The organism is Streptomyces sp. NPDC058650 (assembly GCF_042717315.1).
GTDB lineage: Bacteria > Actinomycetota > Actinomycetes > Streptomycetales > Streptomycetaceae > Streptomyces.
Map to the genome: position 1 here is coordinate 518,507 of NZ_JBHXRL010000001.1, position 15,778 is coordinate 534,284.

14 protein-coding genes are annotated in these 15,778 nt (G+C 68.2%); 7 read left to right on the forward strand and 7 right to left on the reverse strand.

The window, feature by feature from the left end:
• Positions 1-23: 23 nt before the first annotated feature.
• Positions 24-1,106: an inositol-3-phosphate synthase gene (locus tag ACFWWU_RS02540; RefSeq protein ID WP_384137990.1), complete on the reverse strand. Its 1,083-nt coding sequence runs from the start codon at positions 1,104-1,106 to the stop codon at positions 24-26.
• A 49-nt stretch (positions 1,107-1,155) separates the two neighbouring features.
• Positions 1,156-1,836, reverse strand: coding sequence for a PadR family transcriptional regulator (locus ACFWWU_RS02545; RefSeq protein WP_024760413.1), 681 nt, complete (start codon positions 1,834-1,836; stop codon positions 1,156-1,158).
• A gap of 369 nt (positions 1,837-2,205) precedes the next feature.
• Between ACFWWU_RS02545 and ACFWWU_RS02550 the strand changes: the two genes are divergently transcribed.
• Positions 2,206-5,013 (forward strand): transglycosylase domain-containing protein, encoded by a 2,808-nt coding sequence (locus ACFWWU_RS02550; protein ID WP_384137992.1) that lies wholly within the window; start codon positions 2,206-2,208, stop codon positions 5,011-5,013.
• 126 nt (positions 5,014-5,139) lie between these two features.
• Positions 5,140-6,693, forward strand: a complete 1,554-nt coding sequence (locus tag ACFWWU_RS02555) for a glycosyltransferase family 87 protein (protein ID WP_384137993.1) — start codon at positions 5,140-5,142, stop codon at positions 6,691-6,693.
• A gap of 15 nt (positions 6,694-6,708) precedes the next feature.
• Here the strand turns inward: ACFWWU_RS02555 and ACFWWU_RS02560 are convergent, their stop codons facing one another.
• The 3 genes from ACFWWU_RS02560 to ACFWWU_RS02570 form a co-directional block, all read right to left on the reverse strand.
• Entirely contained in the window at positions 6,709-7,740 is a 1,032-nt protein-coding gene (locus ACFWWU_RS02560) for an alanine racemase (RefSeq protein ID WP_384137995.1), read from the reverse strand.
• A gap of 82 nt (positions 7,741-7,822) precedes the next feature.
• Positions 7,823-8,941, reverse strand: coding sequence for a peptidoglycan bridge formation glycyltransferase FemA/FemB family protein (locus ACFWWU_RS02565; protein WP_024760417.1), 1,119 nt, complete (start codon positions 8,939-8,941; stop codon positions 7,823-7,825).
• Positions 8,942-9,082: 141 nt separating this feature from the next.
• Positions 9,083-9,400 (reverse strand): hypothetical protein, encoded by a 318-nt coding sequence (locus ACFWWU_RS02570; RefSeq protein WP_384137997.1) that lies wholly within the window; start codon positions 9,398-9,400, stop codon positions 9,083-9,085.
• 286 nt (positions 9,401-9,686) lie between these two features.
• On the opposite strand from ACFWWU_RS02570, the gene rpsF reads away from it, so the two are divergent.
• The 4 genes from rpsF (at position 9,687) to rplI (ending at position 11,410) form a co-directional block, all read left to right on the forward strand.
• Positions 9,687-9,977: a 30S ribosomal protein S6 gene (gene rpsF, locus ACFWWU_RS02575; RefSeq protein WP_005482942.1), complete on the forward strand. Its 291-nt coding sequence runs from the start codon at positions 9,687-9,689 to the stop codon at positions 9,975-9,977.
• A 73-nt stretch (positions 9,978-10,050) separates the two neighbouring features.
• Positions 10,051-10,650: a single-stranded DNA-binding protein gene (locus ACFWWU_RS02580; protein WP_384137999.1), complete on the forward strand. Its 600-nt coding sequence runs from the start codon at positions 10,051-10,053 to the stop codon at positions 10,648-10,650.
• Between the two features lie 58 nt (positions 10,651-10,708).
• Positions 10,709-10,945 carry a 30S ribosomal protein S18 gene (gene rpsR, locus ACFWWU_RS02585; RefSeq protein WP_003967857.1) on the forward strand — a complete coding sequence of 79 codons (237 nt, stop codon included), beginning with the start codon at positions 10,709-10,711 and terminating at the stop codon, positions 10,943-10,945.
• Positions 10,946-10,963: 18 nt separating this feature from the next.
• Positions 10,964-11,410 (forward strand): 50S ribosomal protein L9, encoded by a 447-nt coding sequence (gene rplI, locus ACFWWU_RS02590; protein ID WP_056653714.1) that lies wholly within the window; start codon positions 10,964-10,966, stop codon positions 11,408-11,410.
• An 85-nt stretch (positions 11,411-11,495) separates the two neighbouring features.
• On the opposite strand, the gene ACFWWU_RS02595 is transcribed toward rplI, so the two are convergent.
• On the reverse strand, positions 11,496-12,833 hold the full coding sequence (locus ACFWWU_RS02595; RefSeq protein ID WP_384138001.1) for an MATE family efflux transporter: 1,338 nt from the start codon (positions 12,831-12,833) through the stop codon (positions 11,496-11,498).
• Between the two features lie 424 nt (positions 12,834-13,257).
• Between ACFWWU_RS02595 and dnaB the strand changes: the two genes are divergently transcribed.
• Complete coding sequence (gene dnaB, locus ACFWWU_RS02600) at positions 13,258-14,739, forward strand: replicative DNA helicase (RefSeq protein WP_079039525.1); 1,482 nt, start codon at positions 13,258-13,260, stop codon at positions 14,737-14,739.
• Between the two features lie 52 nt (positions 14,740-14,791).
• Here dnaB and ACFWWU_RS02605 read toward each other — a convergent pair whose 3' ends face one another.
• Positions 14,792-15,712: an NAD-dependent epimerase/dehydratase family protein gene (locus ACFWWU_RS02605; protein WP_384138003.1), complete on the reverse strand. Its 921-nt coding sequence runs from the start codon at positions 15,710-15,712 to the stop codon at positions 14,792-14,794.
• Between the last annotated feature and the right edge of the window lie 66 nt (positions 15,713-15,778).

Below are 15,778 nucleotides of genomic sequence, written 5' to 3' on the forward strand. Positions count from 1 at the left end.
CCTCTTCGACAAGCGTGTGGCGCTTAGCGCTCGACCTCACCCTTGATGAACTTCTCGACGTTGGCCAGGGCCTCGTCGTCGAAGTACTGCACCGGCGGGCTCTTCATGAAGTAGCTCGACGCGGAGAGGATGGGGCCGCCGATGCCGCGGTCCTTGGCGATCTTCGCGGCGCGCAGGGCGTCGATGATGACACCCGCGGAGTTCGGGGAGTCCCACACCTCGAGCTTGTACTCCAGGTTCAGCGGAACGTCACCGAAGGCGCGACCCTCGAGGCGCACGTACGCCCACTTGCGGTCGTCCAGCCAGGCCACGTAGTCCGACGGACCGATGTGGACGTTCTTCTCGCCCAGGTCGCGGTCCGGGATCTGCGAGGTGACGGCCTGCGTCTTGGAGATCTTCTTGGACTCGAGGCGGTCGCGCTCGAGCATGTTCTTGAAGTCCATGTTGCCGCCGACGTTGAGCTGCATGGTGCGCTCAAGACGGACACCGCGGTCCTCGAACAGCTTCGCCATCACGCGGTGCGTGATGGTCGCGCCGACCTGCGACTTGATGTCGTCGCCGACGATCGGGACGCCCGCCTCGGTGAACTTGTCGGCCCACTCCTTGGTGCCGGCGATGAAGACCGGGAGGGCGTTGACGAACGCGACCTTGGCGTCGATGGCGCACTGCGCGTAGAACTTCGCAGCGTCCTCGGAACCGACGGGCAGGTAGCAGACGAGAACGTCGACCTGGCGGTCCTTGAGGATCTGGACGACGTCGACCGGCTCCTCGGCGGACTCCTCGATGGTCATGCGGTAGTACTTACCGAGACCGTCGAACGTGTGACCACGCTGAACCGTGACGCCCGCGTTCGGGACGTCGCAGATCTTGATGGTGTTGTTCTCGCTGGCGCCGATGGCGTCGGAGAGGTCGAGGCCGACCTTCTTCGCGTCGACGTCGAACGCGGCGACGAACTCGACGTCACCGACGTGGTAGTCGCCGAACTGGACGTGCATCAGGCCGGGCACCTTGGCCGCCGGGTCGGCGTCCTTGTAGTACTCGACGCCCTGGACCAGCGAGGCGGCGCAGTTGCCCACGCCGACGATGGCTACGCGAACCGAACCCATTCCGGTTGCTCCCTGTTGTGATTGTGGAAGCCCTGCTGTGTGCAGGGTTTCACTTGGCGGTGTCGTCGGACGGATCCGGCCGGGTACTGCCCCCGTGCCGGGGCAGGCCGCCCGTTTCTCCAGAATCGTTGTCGTGCAGAGCGGGGGCGTCGGGGCCGGATCGCTGATCCCGCCCCGCCCTCTCGCTCTCGATGAGCTCGTTCAGCCAGCGCACCTCGCGCTCCACGGACTCCATGCCGTGGCGCTGCAGCTCAAGCGTGTAGTCGTCGAGTCGCTCGCGGGTCCGGGCCAGGGAGGCGCGCATCTTCTCCAGACGCTCCTCCAGCCGGCTGCGGCGGCCTTCGAGCACCCGCATCCGTACTTCGCGCTCGGTCTGACCGAAGAAGGCGAAGCGGGCGGCGAAGTGCTCGTCTTCCCAGGCGTCGGGGCCGGTGTGGGTGAGGAGCTCCTCGAAATGCTCCTTACCTTCCGGTGTCAACCGGTAGACGATCTTGGCCCGGCGACCTGCGAGTGAAGCGGCGAGAGCCTCCTCGGGGGCGCTGCCCGGCTCCTCGATCAACCAGCCGTTGGCGACCAGCGTCTTGAGGCAGGGATACAGCGTCCCGTAGCTGAAGGCCCGGAAGACTCCCAGCGAGGTGTTGAGGCGCTTTCGCAGCTCGTACCCGTGCATAGGAGCCTCGCGGAGCAGGCCGAGAACGGCGAACTCGAGGATGCCTGAGCGCCTGCTCATTCGTCGCCTCCTCCGCTTCCCGGGACCCTTATGCCGTGCTGATGTATCGACTCGATACATCAGCACGATAGAACGGCCACCCTGTCTCGACAAGTGGGACCGCCGTGACCGGCGTCACATCGTCAATTCACAGCGATCGACTTGCCTGATTTGGGGTGAACTCCGGCCCTACGTGGGTTTTGGCCGTGCGTAGTCTGTGCGGCATGCAGACCACCGGGAACCAAGCGATGCCGCGGGGCGTCAGTGCTGCGGGTGACCGGCTGCGGTACGGAGGGGCCTCCGATGGGTTCCGTCCGTGCGCATTTCGGGGGGACCGGAACTCAACTGCCGCTTCCAGGCGTACGCGCCTGCCCGAGGAGTAGTCGTTCGATGAGCGAGCATCGTCGCAAAATGCCGTCGCAGGAGCCGCCGACAGGTGGCCGCGCGGCGGCACGACGCGCTGCCCAGCAGCCGGTGGGCCGCAGGTCGGCCCCGGCCCAGGATGTCGGTAGGGGGGCCCCTTCGGCCTCGTACGGGCCGCCTTCTTCCCACGGGGAGGAGCCGCGGCCCTACGGCGGTCGCGCGGAGGCCCGACGGGCCGCGCAGCGCGGTGGCCGCCGAAGGGAGGCCGAAGTCGGCCCCGGGGGCCCTGGTGGTCCCGCCGGTCCCGGTGGAGGACGGCGTGGTGGCGGCGGTGGTGGCGGTCGCGGCAGCGGTCCGGGCCGCGGCTCCGGCGGTCGTCCGCCGGGCAAGAAGCGGATCATCGACTACCCGCGCCACGACAAGTACGGCTGGCGTCGCTGGATGCCCTCGTGGAGGCTCGTGACGGGCACGTTCCTGGTGTTCGTGGGCGTGCTGATGGGTGGCGCGGTCTTCGCGTACTCCCAGGTGGGCATCCCTGAGCAGGACGAGACCGCGACCTCGCAGAACAACATCTACTACTGGAAAGACGGCTCGCGCATGGTCGCGACCGGTAGTGGTCAGAACCGTCAGATCGTGGGCATCCAGCAGATCCCGAGGGTCATGCAGGAGGCCGTGGTCTCGGCCGAGAACAAGACCTTCTGGGACGACTCGGGCATCGATCCGATGGGCATGGGCCGCGCTGTGTGGAACATGGCCAAGGGCGGCGAGACCCAGGGTGGTTCGACCATCACCCAGCAGTACGTGAAGAACAACCGGCTCAACGACCAGTCTCAGACCGTCACCCGGAAGGTGAAGGAACTCTTCATCTCCATGAAGGTCGGCAACGAGTACGAGAAGCCGGAGATCATGGCCGGCTACCTGAACACCGCGTACTACGGGCGCGGTGCCTACGGCATCCAGGCGGCCTCGCGCGCGTACTTCGACAAGGACTCCAAGGACCTCAACGTCAGTGAGTCGGCGCTGCTCACCGCCGTACTGAAGGGCGCGACGTACTACGACCCCGCCGGCTACCCCGAGATCGACCCCGAGGCCACGCCCGAGAAGAACCTCGACCGGGCCACCAAGCGGTGGAGCTGGATCCTCGACGAGATGGTCAAGGACGGCAAGATCACGGCCGAGGAACGTGCCAAGTACACGACGTTCCCCAAGGTGCAGAAGCGCAAGCAGGACGCGGCGCTGACCGGTCAGATCGGTTACCTGGTCAGCACGGCCAAGGCGAACTTCATCAACAACAACACCGAGGGAATCGGCACCAAGGAGCTGGAGCGCGGCGGCTTCGAGATCTACACCACCTTCGAGAAGAAGAAGGTGAAGGCGCTCGAGGACTCGGTCAAGAAGGTCTACGACGAGTACATCGACCCGAAGAAGCGGCCGACGAAGGACACCCACGTCCAGTTCGGCGGTGCCTCCGTCGACGCGAAGACCGGTGCGCTCGTCGCGATCTACGGCGGCCAGGACGCCACCAAGCACTTCACCAACAACGCCGACACGACCGGTGCCCAGGTCGGATCGACGTTCAAGCCCTTCGTGCTGGCCGCCGCGATGAAGGACGGCGTCCGGGACAAGGACCTCGGTCCCGTCCAGGACGCGTCCTCCCGCACGATCGTGGACCCGGACAAGAGCCGCTACTCCGGCAAGAACGAGCTGAGGGTCCGGGAGTACAACGGCGAGATCTGGGAGGACGAGAAGGGCGAGGAGTGGCTCCAGACCAATGACGGCGACGAGAGCTACGGCTCCATGACCCTTCGCCGGGCCATGATCAAGTCGGCCAACTCGCCGTACGTGCAGCTCGGCATGGACGTCGGCATCGACAAGGTCCGTGACGCCGCCGTCAGGGCCGGTCTGCGCGAGGACTCCCTCGTCAAGGGCGAGGTGCCCTCCTTCTCCCTCGGTATCTCCAGCCCGAGCGCGATCCGGATGGCCGGCGCCTACGCCACCTTCGCCAACAACGGCGAGCAGAACGAGCCGTTCTCGGTGACGAAGGTGGTCAAGGGCGGTAAGACCATCTACACGCACAAGGCCAAGACCGAGCAGGCCTTCTCGTCCGCCATCGCCAGCAACGTCACCGACGTGCTCCGGTCCGTCGTGGAGGACTCGGAGGGCACCGGCCGCAAGGCCGCGATCCCGGGCCGTGCCGTTGCCGGCAAGACCGGTACGACCGACGGCAACAAGTCGGCCTGGTTCGTGGGCTACACCCCGCAGCTGTCGACCGCCATCGACATGTACCGCTTCGACGACGACGAGACGAAGAAGAACCGCGAGTTCGAGGAGATGTACGGCACGGGTGGCAAGGACACCATCCACGGTTCGTCGTTCCCCTCGCAGATCTGGAACGACTACATGACGGACGCCGTCGCGGGCATGCCGGACGTGGAGTTCCCCGAGCCCGAGAAGCTGGAGGACGCCGAGCCCGTCTTCGGCGGTGGCGCCACCAGCCCGACGCCGTCGCCGACGCCGACCCCGACGCCCACCGAGACCTCGGCGGCGCCGACGACCACGGCGCCGACGACGACTCCCCCGGCCACGCCGACGACGAATCCCCCGACCACGACGAAGTCGCCGAAGCCGGACAAGACGACCTGCGACGTCTTCGACTGGGACTGCAACAACCCGGGTGGCGACCCGGGCGGCAACACGGGTGAACCGACGACCACGCCGCCGACCACGACCACGGCGCCGACACCGACCGGTTCGGCGACGACGGACGACCCGGGCAACGGGAACGGCGGGAACGGCCCCGGCGGCGGAGACGGAGACGGGGCCTGGACCCCCTGATCCCGGCCGCCCCTTTCCCAGGGCAGGGCACACAGCGAGGGCCGTCGCGTCCGTCCGTACCTTCCGTACGGGCCGGGCGCGGCGGCCCTCGCCGTTTTCCCAGGGACGTACGGCAGGATGTCCCCCATGCCGAGCCTCCAGAAGACGCGCGAGCCGCAGGACCGGCCGCAGGGCCCGCCGGCGGTCATCCCCACCCACCGGGACGAGGTGGCCGCCGCGGGCAGCGAGCTGATCGGCGGTCCCTTCGGCCGCCGTGCCCTGACCGGCGCCGGTCAGTTCACACCGGTGCGGGTGATCGCCCTCGTGGCCATCGGGATGTTCGCCCTCGGCATGGTGCAGAAACTGCCCTGCTACAACTGGGCCTGGTTCCGGGGAACCACCTCCCAGTACACCCACGCGTGTTACTCGGACATCCCACACCTCTTCTCAGGGCGCGGGTTCGCCGACGGTCTGGTGCCCTACTTCGACCGGTTGAGCGGCGACATACCGTTCCTGGAGTATCCGGTCCTGACGGGCCTCTTCATGGAGGTCGCGGCCTGGCTGACGCCCGGCAGCGGCACCATGGACCACCGCGAGCAGACGTTCTGGATGGTCAACGCGGGCATGCTGATGGTCTGCGCGGCCGTCCTCGCGGTCTGTGTGGCCCGGACGCACCGGCGCCGCCCCTGGGACGGTCTCCTGGTCGCCCTGGCGCCCTCCGTCGCGCTCACCGCCACGATCAACTGGGACATACTGGCCGTCGCGCTGACCTCCGTCGCGGTGCTCCTGTGGTCGCGCGGCCGGCCGCTCGGCTTCGGCATCCTGCTCGGCCTCGCCACGGCCGCGAAGTTCTACCCGATACTGCTCCTCGTCCCGCTGCTGCTGCTCTGCTGGCGCGCCGGGAAGTGGCGGGAGTACGGGACGGCCGTGCTCGGCGCGGCCGGCGCGTGGCTGGTCGTGAACCTGCCCGTGATGCTGATGGCGCCCGAGGGGTGGAAGCAGTTCTATCTCTTCAGCCGTGACCGGAACGTCGACTTCGGTTCGATCTGGCTGCTGGTCAGCCAGCGGACGGGCACGTCGATCACGCCGGACAAGGCCAATCTGTACGCGCTGATGCTCATGGTGGTCGCGGTGGTCGCCCTCGGCTTCCTGGCGTTCAACGCTCCCCGCAGGCCCCGCTTCGTCCAGCTGGCCTTCCTGGTCGTCGCCGCGTTCGTCCTGACCAACAAGGTCTACTCGCCGCAGTACGTGCTGTGGCTCGTCCCGCTCGCGGCCCTCGCCAGGCCGCGCTGGCGCGACTTCCTGATCTGGCAGGCGTGCGAGGTCATGTACTTCCTGGGCATCTGGATGTACCTGGCCTTCATGAACAGCGGCAACAAGCAGGGACTGCCGGTCGACGGCTACCAGTTCGCGATCGTCCTGCACCTGCTCGGCACGCTGTACCTGTGCGTCATGGTCGTACGCGACATCCTCATGCCCGAGAAGGACCCGGTACGGCAGGACGGCTCGGACGACCCCTCGGGGGGCGTCCTGGACGGCGCGGAGGACGTCTTCGTCACGGGCAGGGCTGCCCACCCGGTCCGGCACGCCGCACCGGCGATGGAGGGGCCGCGGGTGCGATGGGGAACGGTCGGAGAGGTGGAACAAGACACCCCCGGGGAAGAACCGGAACCGGAACCGGAACCTGGCTCCCGGGGGTGAACGTGCTCGACCGGCTCAGCGCTCCACGAGCCGGTCGAACTGCGTCGTGGTGTGGCGCAGATGCGCGACGAGCTCGTCGCCGACGCGGGGCTCCTGGGCGTCGGAGGGGACGAACAGGATCGACACCTGCATGTGCGGCGGCTCGGCGAACCAGCGCTGCTTGCCCGCCCAGACGAAGGGCGACAGGTTCCGGTTGACCGTGGCCAGACCGGCCCGTGCGACGCCCTTGGCGCGCGGCATGACGCCGTGCATCGCCTTCGGGGCCTCCAGACCGACACCGTGCGAGGTGCCGCCGGCGACGACGACCAGCCAGCCGTCCGACGCGGCCTTCTGCTGGCGGTAACCGAACCGGTCCCCCTTGGCGACCCGGGTGACGTCGAGGACGGCGCCTCGGTACTCGGTGGCCTCGTGGTCGCCCAGCCAGAGCCGGGTACCGATCCGCGCGCGGAACCGGGTCTGCGGGAACTGCTGCTGGAGCCGGGCCTGTTCCTCGGCCCGCAGGTGACTCACGAACATGGTGTGCAGCGGCAGACGGGCGGCCCGCAGCCGGTCCATCCAGGCGATGACCTCCTCGACCGCGTCGGTGCCGTCCGGGCGGTCCAGCGGGAGGTGGAGGGCGAAGCCTTCGAGCCGTACGTCCTCGATGGCGGAGTGGAGCTGCTGGAGCTCCTCCTCGTGGACGCCGTGCCGCTTCATCGAGCTCATGCACTCGATCACGACCCGGGCGCCCACCAGGGCGTGGACGCCGTCCACGGAGGAGACGGAGCGGATGACCCGGTCGGGCAGCGGAACCGGTTCCTCACCCCGTCGGAAGGGGGTGAGGACCAGCAGGTCGCCGCTGAACCAGTCCTTGATGCGCGCGGCTTCGTAGGTGGTGCCGACCGCGAGCATGTCGGCGCCGAAGCGGGCGGCCTCGTCGGCGAGGCGCTCGTGCCCGAAGCCGTAGCCGTTGCCCTTGCAGACCGGGATCAGACCGGGGAATTGGTCGATGACGGTCTTCTGGTGCGCGCGCCAGCGAGCGGTGTCGACGTAGAGGGAGAGCGCCATGGCCGGCCCGGAACCTTTCTGATGGCAGCGGTGTATCAAAGATATGTACGAGACTACGGAACCGTCGCCGAAGCGACGCCGCTCAGCGGCGGGACATGTAGATGTCGAGCGCCTTGTGGAGCAGCTTGTTCAGCGGGAAGTCCCACTCGCCGACGTACTCGACGGCCTCGCCGCCCGTGCCCACCTTGAACTGGATGAGCCCGAAGAGGTGGTCGGTCTCGTCGAGCGAGTCCGAGATGCCCCGCAGGTCGTAGACGGTCGCGCCCATCGCGTAGGCGTCGCGCAGCATCCGCCACTGCATCGCGTTCGAGGGCCGGACCTCGCGGCCGATGTTGTCGGAGGCGCCGTAGGAGTACCAGACGTGGCCACCGACGACGAGCATGGTCGCGGCGGACAGGTTCACGCCGTTGTGGCGTGCGAAGTACAGCCGCATCCGGTTGGGGTCCTCGTTGTTGAGGACGGTCCACATGCGCTGGAAGTACGAGAGCGGGCGCGGCCGGAAGTGGTCGCGGACGGCGGTGATCTCGTAGAGGCGCTGCCACTCGGCCAGGTCCTCGTAGCCGCCCTGGACGACCTCGACGCCGGCCTTCTCGGCCTTCTTGATGTTGCGGCGCCACAGCTGGTTGAAGCCCTTGAGGACGTCGTCGAGTGAGCGGTTCGCGAGCGGGACCTGGAAGACGTACCGGGGCTGGACGTCGCCGAAGCCGGCGCCGCCGTCCTCGGCCTGCTGCCAGCCCATCTTCCGCAGCCGGTCCGCGACTTCGAAGGCGCGCGGCTCGATGTGGGTGGCCTCGACGTCCTTGAGGCGCTTCACGTCCGGGTCCTGGATACCGGACTTGATGGCGGCGGCGTCCCAGCGTCGGATGACGACCGGCGGGCCCATCTTCACCGAGAACGCGCCCTGCTGCTTGAGGTGCGCCAGCATCGGCTGCAGCCAGTCGTCGAGGTTGGGCGCGTGCCAGTTGATGACCGGGCCCTCGGGAAGGTACGCGAGGTAGCGCTTGATCTTCGGAAGCTGGCGGTAGAGCACCAGACCGGCACCGACGAGCTCGCCGTTCTTGTCGAACCAACCGAGGTTCTCCGAACGCCACTCGGTCTTCACATCAGCCCACGCCGGGACCTGGCAGTGGCTCGCCGCGGGCTGGCTCTGGATGAATCCCAGATGCTGCTCACGGCTGATGGTCCTCAGGGTCAGGCTCATGCGGGGCGCTCCTCGGCTGGTGTGTCCCCATCGGTCAGGGGCTCCGGCTCTCGCGCCGAAGCCTACTGTGACCGGGGAGCGCCCCGGATGGGCGTGTACGTCCTGACGTGCCGCTGGGCCCGCCCTGACGTGCCGCCGGACTCAGCCGCTGATGACGCCGCCGAAGAGACCGCCGTGGGCCATGCCGAGGTAGAAGCCCACCGCCGCCGCGCCGAGTCCGACGACCAGCGCGAAGCGCTCGCGGGTCGTCACGGAGATGAACTGTCCGTATGCCCCGGTCAGGATGCCGATCAGCCCCGCCCAGGAACTCAGCAGGTGGAGGTCGTGGAACTGGGCCGTGATGAAGGAGAGCACGCCCAGCACCAGCGTCACGCCGACCAGCGTGTCCTGGAGCGGGTGTGGCTTGCCGTCGGTCGCGAAGAGGGAATGGCCGGGGTCGGGTCGCATTGCCTGTGCCATGGGGCACCTCCTGGCGTGCCTGTCGGACGGCGGCGCATCTTAGCGCCGCCGACATCCGATGTGTACAGATTGCGTCCCCTCACCGGTGAATTTCAACCGCAGGCCGATGTGCAGGTACTCTGTACGGTCTGCACCGGTGTCTGCCCTGGGTCCGTCCTGGATCTCGACGGTGCCCCTCGTTCGTCGAGGGGGACTGTCAGTGGTGGCGGATACCGTTGTTTACGCATCACGACCCTCCTGCCACGGAACGACCGTGGCCGCTGAGTCCAAAGGAGGTGGGTTCCACATGCGTCACTACGAGGTGATGGTCATCCTCGACCCCGATCTGGAGGAGCGCGCTGTCGCCCCCCTGATCGAGAACTTCCTCTCCGTCGTCCGTGAGGGCAACGGAAAGGTCGAGAAGGTCGACACCTGGGGCCGTCGTCGTCTCTCGTACGAGATCAAGAAGAAGCCCGAGGGCATCTACTCGGTCATCGACCTGCAGGCCGAGCCTGCGGTCGTCAAGGAGCTCGACCGCCAGATGAACCTGAACGAGTCGGTCCTCCGGACCAAGGTCCTCCGCCCCGAGACCCACTGAGCTTCTAGCTCAGAGGTCATCGGGTTCGAGTAGCTACAAGCAGCCAGAAGCAATCCCGCCGAGAGGTTCCCCCATGGCAGGCGAGACCGTCATCACGGTCGTCGGCAATCTTGTCGACGACCCCGAGCTGCGCTTCACCCCGTCCGGTGCGGCGGTCGCGAAGTTCCGTATCGCGTCCACCCCCCGCACCTTCGACCGTCAGACCAACGAGTGGAAGGACGGCGACAGCCTCTTCCTCACCTGCTCGGTCTGGCGTCAGGCGGCGGAGAACGTCGCCGAGTCGCTTCAGCGAGGCATGCGCGTCGTCGTGCAGGGCCGGCTGAAGCAGCGGTCCTATGAGGACCGTGAGGGCGTCAAGCGCACGGTCTACGAGCTGGACGTCGAGGAAGTCGGCCCCAGCCTCAAGAACGCCACGGCCAAGGTCACCAAGACCACTGGTCGCGGTGGTCAGGGCGGCTACGGCGGCGGTGGCCAGCAGCAGGGTGGCGGCAGCTGGAGTGGAAACTCCGGCGGCGGTGCCCCGCAGGGTGGCGGCGGTGCTCCCGCCGACGACCCGTGGGCGACCGGTGCTCCTTCTGGCGGTTCCGGCGGTTCCGGCGGCCAGCAGGGCGGCGGAAGCGGCGGCTGGGGTGGGAACTCCGGCGGCGGCTACTCGGACGAGCCTCCCTTCTAGGGCACACGCCCTCGAAGCAGCTCGTATCCCCACTTCTTGATCACACAGGAGAAACACCATGGCGAAGCCGCCTGTGCGCAAGCCTAAGAAGAAGGTCTGCGCGTTCTGCAAGGACAAGACCCAGTACGTGGACTACAAGGACACGAACATGCTGCGGAAGTTCATTTCCGACCGCGGCAAGATCCGTGCCCGCCGCGTTACCGGCAACTGCACGCAGCACCAGCGTGACGTCGCCACGGCCGTCAAGAACAGCCGTGAGATGGCGCTGCTGCCCTACACGTCCACCGCGCGATAAGGAAAGGGTGACCGAAAAATGAAGATCATCCTGACCCACGAGGTCTCTGGCCTCGGCGCCGCCGGCGACGTCGTCGACGTCAAGGACGGCTACGCTCGCAACTACCTGGTCCCGCGTGGTTTCGCGATCCGCTGGACCAAGGGTGGCGAGAAGGACGTGGCGCAGATCCGCCGCGCCCGCAAGATCCACGAGATCGCGACCATCGAGCAGGCCAACGAGATCAAGGCCCAGCTCGAGGGCACGAAGGTGCGCCTGGCTGTTCGCTCTGGCGACGCCGGCCGTCTCTTCGGCTCCGTGACCCCGGCCGACATCGCCTCGGCGATCAAGACCGCGGGTGGCCCCGACGTCGACAAGCGTCGCGTCGAGCTCGGTTCGCCGATCAAGACCCTGGGCTCGCACCAGGTGTTCGTGCGTCTGCACCCCGAGGTTGCCGCGAAGCTCGGCGTCGAGGTCGTCGCCGCGTAACGCTGCCCTAGGCAGTCTGCGCTCAGCAGTGAAGAAGGGCCGCACCCCTCGGGGTGTGGCCCTTCCGCCGTTTCACGTGAAACGTTCAGCGAGTGGCGCCCGTGACGATCCAGCGGCCGGAGCGTGCGCGCAGCCAGAGCGTCATCATCCGGACCGTCATCATCAGAGTCATCGCCCACCAGAGGGCGGTCAGGCCGCCACCGAGGGCCGGAACGAGCAGGGCGACCGGGGCGAAGGCCGCGAGGGTCAGCAGCATGGCCCAGGCCAGATAGGGGCCGTCACCCGCGCCCATGAGGACACCGTCGAGGACGAACACGACCCCGGAGATCGGCTGGGACAGGGCGACCACCAGCAGGGCGGGGAGCAGGGTGTCCTGGACGGTGGTGTCGCCGGTGAAGAGCGGGATGAACAGGGGACGGGCGACGATGAGCAGCGCGGCGAGCACCACTCCGGAGAGCACGCCCCACTGGACCATGCGGCGGCAGACCTGGCGTGCGCCGTCGGCGTCGTTCGCGCCGAGATAGCGGCCGATGATGGCCTGGCCCGCGATGGCGATCGCGTCGAGGGCGAAGGCCATCAGGCTCCACAGGGACAGGATGATCTGGTGGGCGGCGACCTCGGCGTCACCCATGCGGGCCGCGACAGCGGTGGCGATCATCAGGATGGCGCGGAGCGAGAGCGTACGGACCAGGAGGGGGACGCCGGCCTGGGCGGAGGCTCGGATGCCGGCGGCGTCGGGGCGGAGGGAGGCGCCGTGGCGCCGGGCGCCCCGTACGACCACGACGAGGTAGGCGGCGGCCATGCCGCACTGGGCGATGACCGTGCCCCAGGCCGAGCCGGCGATCCCCAGGCCGGCGCCGTAGACCAGTCCGAGGTTGAGCGCTCCGTTCACGGCGAAGCCACCGATGGCCACGTAGAGGGGCGTACGGGTGTCCTGGAGGCCGCGCAGGACACCGGTGGCGGCCAGGACGACCAGCATGGCGGGGATGCCGAGGCTGGAGATCCGCAGATAGGTCACGGCGTAGGGGGCAGCCGTGTCGGAGGCGCCGAAGACGTCGACGAGCCATGGTGCCGTGGGCAGGGTCAGGGCGACGACGGCGGCGCCGAGGAGGAGGGCGAGCCAGATGCCGTCCATGCCTTGTCGAATGGCGGCCTGGAGGTCGCCCGAGCCGACGCGCCGGGCGACGGCCGCCGTGGTCGCATAGGCGAGGAAGACGAAGACGCTGACGGCGGTGGACAGCAGGACGCCGGCGATCGCGAGACCCGCAAGCTGGGGGGTGCCGAGGTGGCCGACGATGGCGCTGTCGACCATCAGGAAGAGCGGCTCGGCGACGAGTGCGCCGAAGGCCGGCAGGGCGAGGGAGACGATCTCGCGGTCGTGCTGCCGGCGGACGGCCTTGGAGGTCGCGGGGGCCTGGGTCATGGGGTCAATCTAATCTTCCACAGGTAAGAGATGCAATGCCCTTGAGACCATTACTTCGCGATGGCGCGGGGCTTCGGGTGTGGGCCGTTTGTTCTGATCTTGGGTCCGGGGGAAAAGTTTTTCTCCCCCACAGGCCGTGGATGGAAAAGGTGCAGGTCAGGTGGGTGGGGATGAGGGTGCTATGAGTTTGTCCACATGGCTGTCCCCCGCTCCGTGCACAGGATCCGGGGAGTTCTCCACAGCATCTGGGCGTTCACCCACAGGCCCTGTGGATAACCAGATTGGCTGACGCTGCTCGCGGGCCTACCGTGGTCCGGCGCCCGACGCGCCAGCAGCGGTCGCAAAGCCACTCGTTGATCAAGGCCGTGGCGTAAGAAAGAGTGGCACGGCGAGGTCCGCGGAGCGGACGGGAGGAGGTGGCTTGGTGAGCGTTACCGAGCCCATGGACGACCCCTGGGCCGACAGCGGACCAAGCGACCGGCTGCCCACCCGTACCCGAGGAGAAGGACGCGGCCGGGGCCGCGGGCGGGACGACCAGCACGAGCGCGGCAACGACGGCCCGTGGGACGGCGGACTCTCCGGTTTCGAGCGAGTCCCCCCGCAGGATCTCGACGCCGAGCAGTCCGTCCTGGGCGGCATGCTGCTCTCCAAGGACGCCATCGCGGACGTCGTGGAGATCATCAAGGGCAACGACTTCTACAAGCCCGCCCACGAGACCGTCTACGCCGCGATCCTCGACCTCTACGCCAAGGGCGAGCCGGCCGACCCCATCACGGTCGGCGCCGAACTCACCAAGCGCGGTGAGATCACCCGCGTCGGCGGCGCCTCCTACCTCCACACCCTGGTCCAGTCGGTACCGACCGCGGCCAACGCCTCGTACTACGCCGAGATCGTCCACGAGCGCGCCGTCCTGCGCCGCCTCGTGGAGGCCGGCACCAAGATCACGCAGATGGGCTACGCGGCCGACGGAGACGTCGACGAGATCGTGAACTCGGCGCAGGCCGAGATCTACGCGGTCACCGAGCAGCGCACCACCGAGGACTACCTGCCGCTCGGCGACATCATGGAGGGGGCCCTCGACGAGATCGAGGCGATCGGCTCCCGCAGCGGTGAGATGACGGGTGTGCCGACCGGCTTCACCGACCTCGACTCGCTCACCAACGGACTGCACCCCGGCCAGATGATCATCATCGCGGCCCGTCCCGCCATGGGTAAGTCGACCCTCGCCCTGGACTTCGCCCGGGCGGCCTCCATCAAGCACAACCTGCCCAGTGTCATCTTCTCCCTCGAAATGGGCCGCAACGAGATCGCGATGCGCCTGCTCTCGGCGGAGGCCCGGGTCGCGCTCCACCACATGCGTTCCGGCACGATGACCGACGAGGACTGGACGCGGCTCGCCCGCCGCATGCCGGACGTCTCCCAGGCGCCCCTGTACATCGACGACTCCCCGAACCTGTCGATGATGGAGATCCGGGCGAAGTGCCGCCGACTCAAGCAGCGCAACGGCCTCAAGCTCGTGATCATCGACTACCTCCAGCTGATGCAGTCGGGCGGCTCCAAGCGGCAGGAGAGCCGTCAGCAGGAAGTCTCCGACATGTCGCGAAACCTCAAGCTCCTCGCCAAGGAGCTGGAGCTGCCCGTGATCGCGCTCTCCCAGCTGAACCGTGGTCCCGAGCAGCGCACCGACAAGAAGCCGATGGTCTCCGACCTGCGTGAATCCGGCTCGATCGAGCAGGACGCCGACATGGTGATCCTGCTGCACCGCGAGGACGCCTACGAGAAGGAGTCTCCGCGGGCCGGCGAGGCGGACATCATCGTGGGCAAGCACCGTAACGGCCCGACGGCCACGATCACCGTGGCCTTCCAGGGCCACTACTCGCGCTTCGTGGACATGGCCCAGACCTGACCGGACGCCGCGTGCTCCCTTTCCTTCGCGTGCTCCTCTCGCGCCGCTCCCCTCAGGCGGCAGCGGGGCGGGCGGAGGCGAGGGACCGTACGCCCGTCAGGCTGTCGGCGTGGGCGGGCGACCAGCCGAGTTCCCGCTCGGCCTTGCTCGCGTCGAGGCGCAGCTGGGAGGTCATGCAGGTGTGCACCAGGGGAGCCGGCTTGAGCAGCCAGAGCGGGACCCGCAGGGGCTTGGGAGCCCCGAAAGCCGCGGCGACCTCCTGGACGTGCGTGCCGAAGGGGAGCGGGGTGCGGTCGGCGATGTTGTAGGCCTGGCCCGGCGTGCCGTTCTCGACGGCCAGGACGACGGCCCGTGCCGCGTCGTCGACGTCCACCCAGGAGAGAGCGCGTCCGTGGTCGGCGACCACGGGCAGGGAGCGCTTGCTCAGGAGAGGGAGCATGTCGTTGTCGGTGACCCCGGCGCCGTAGAAGAAGCCGAATCGAAGACTGATCGCCTCCAGTCCTTCCGCGGTGAAGGCCATGCGCTCCTTGGCGCGCATGGCGCCGACGTGGCGCTCCAGCCAGGTGGTGGTGCCGCGCGGGCCGAAGGGGGTGTTCTCTTCGGTGAGGAGGCCGGTGCCGTGGTCCCCGTAGCCGTAGCCGAACATCATCGACTCGACCACGAACCGGCGGGCGCCGGTCGCGCGGGCGGCGGCGAGGAGGTTCTCGGTGCCCCGGGTCCGCAGGGCATTGGTCGGCGCCATGCTCTGGTGGCGTGCCATCGACTCGCCCTTGAGGGCGGTCGCCGCGTGGACGACGACGTCGAAGGCGAGACCGTCCACGGCCCTGAGGACGGCGTCGGCGTCCAGGAGGTCGGCGCGCAGCGTGTTCGTCGCGCCCCGCCCGAGCCCCGCGACCTCGTGACCGGCGGCGGTCAGCTGCCGCGTGGCGCTCCGGCCCAGTGCGCCGCTCGCTCCTGCCAGCAGAACCTTCATGTCCGTGCTCCCTTCCGATCCCATCCGGTGATGCTCACAGGACGGATCGGGAAGCTTCGGATGTGA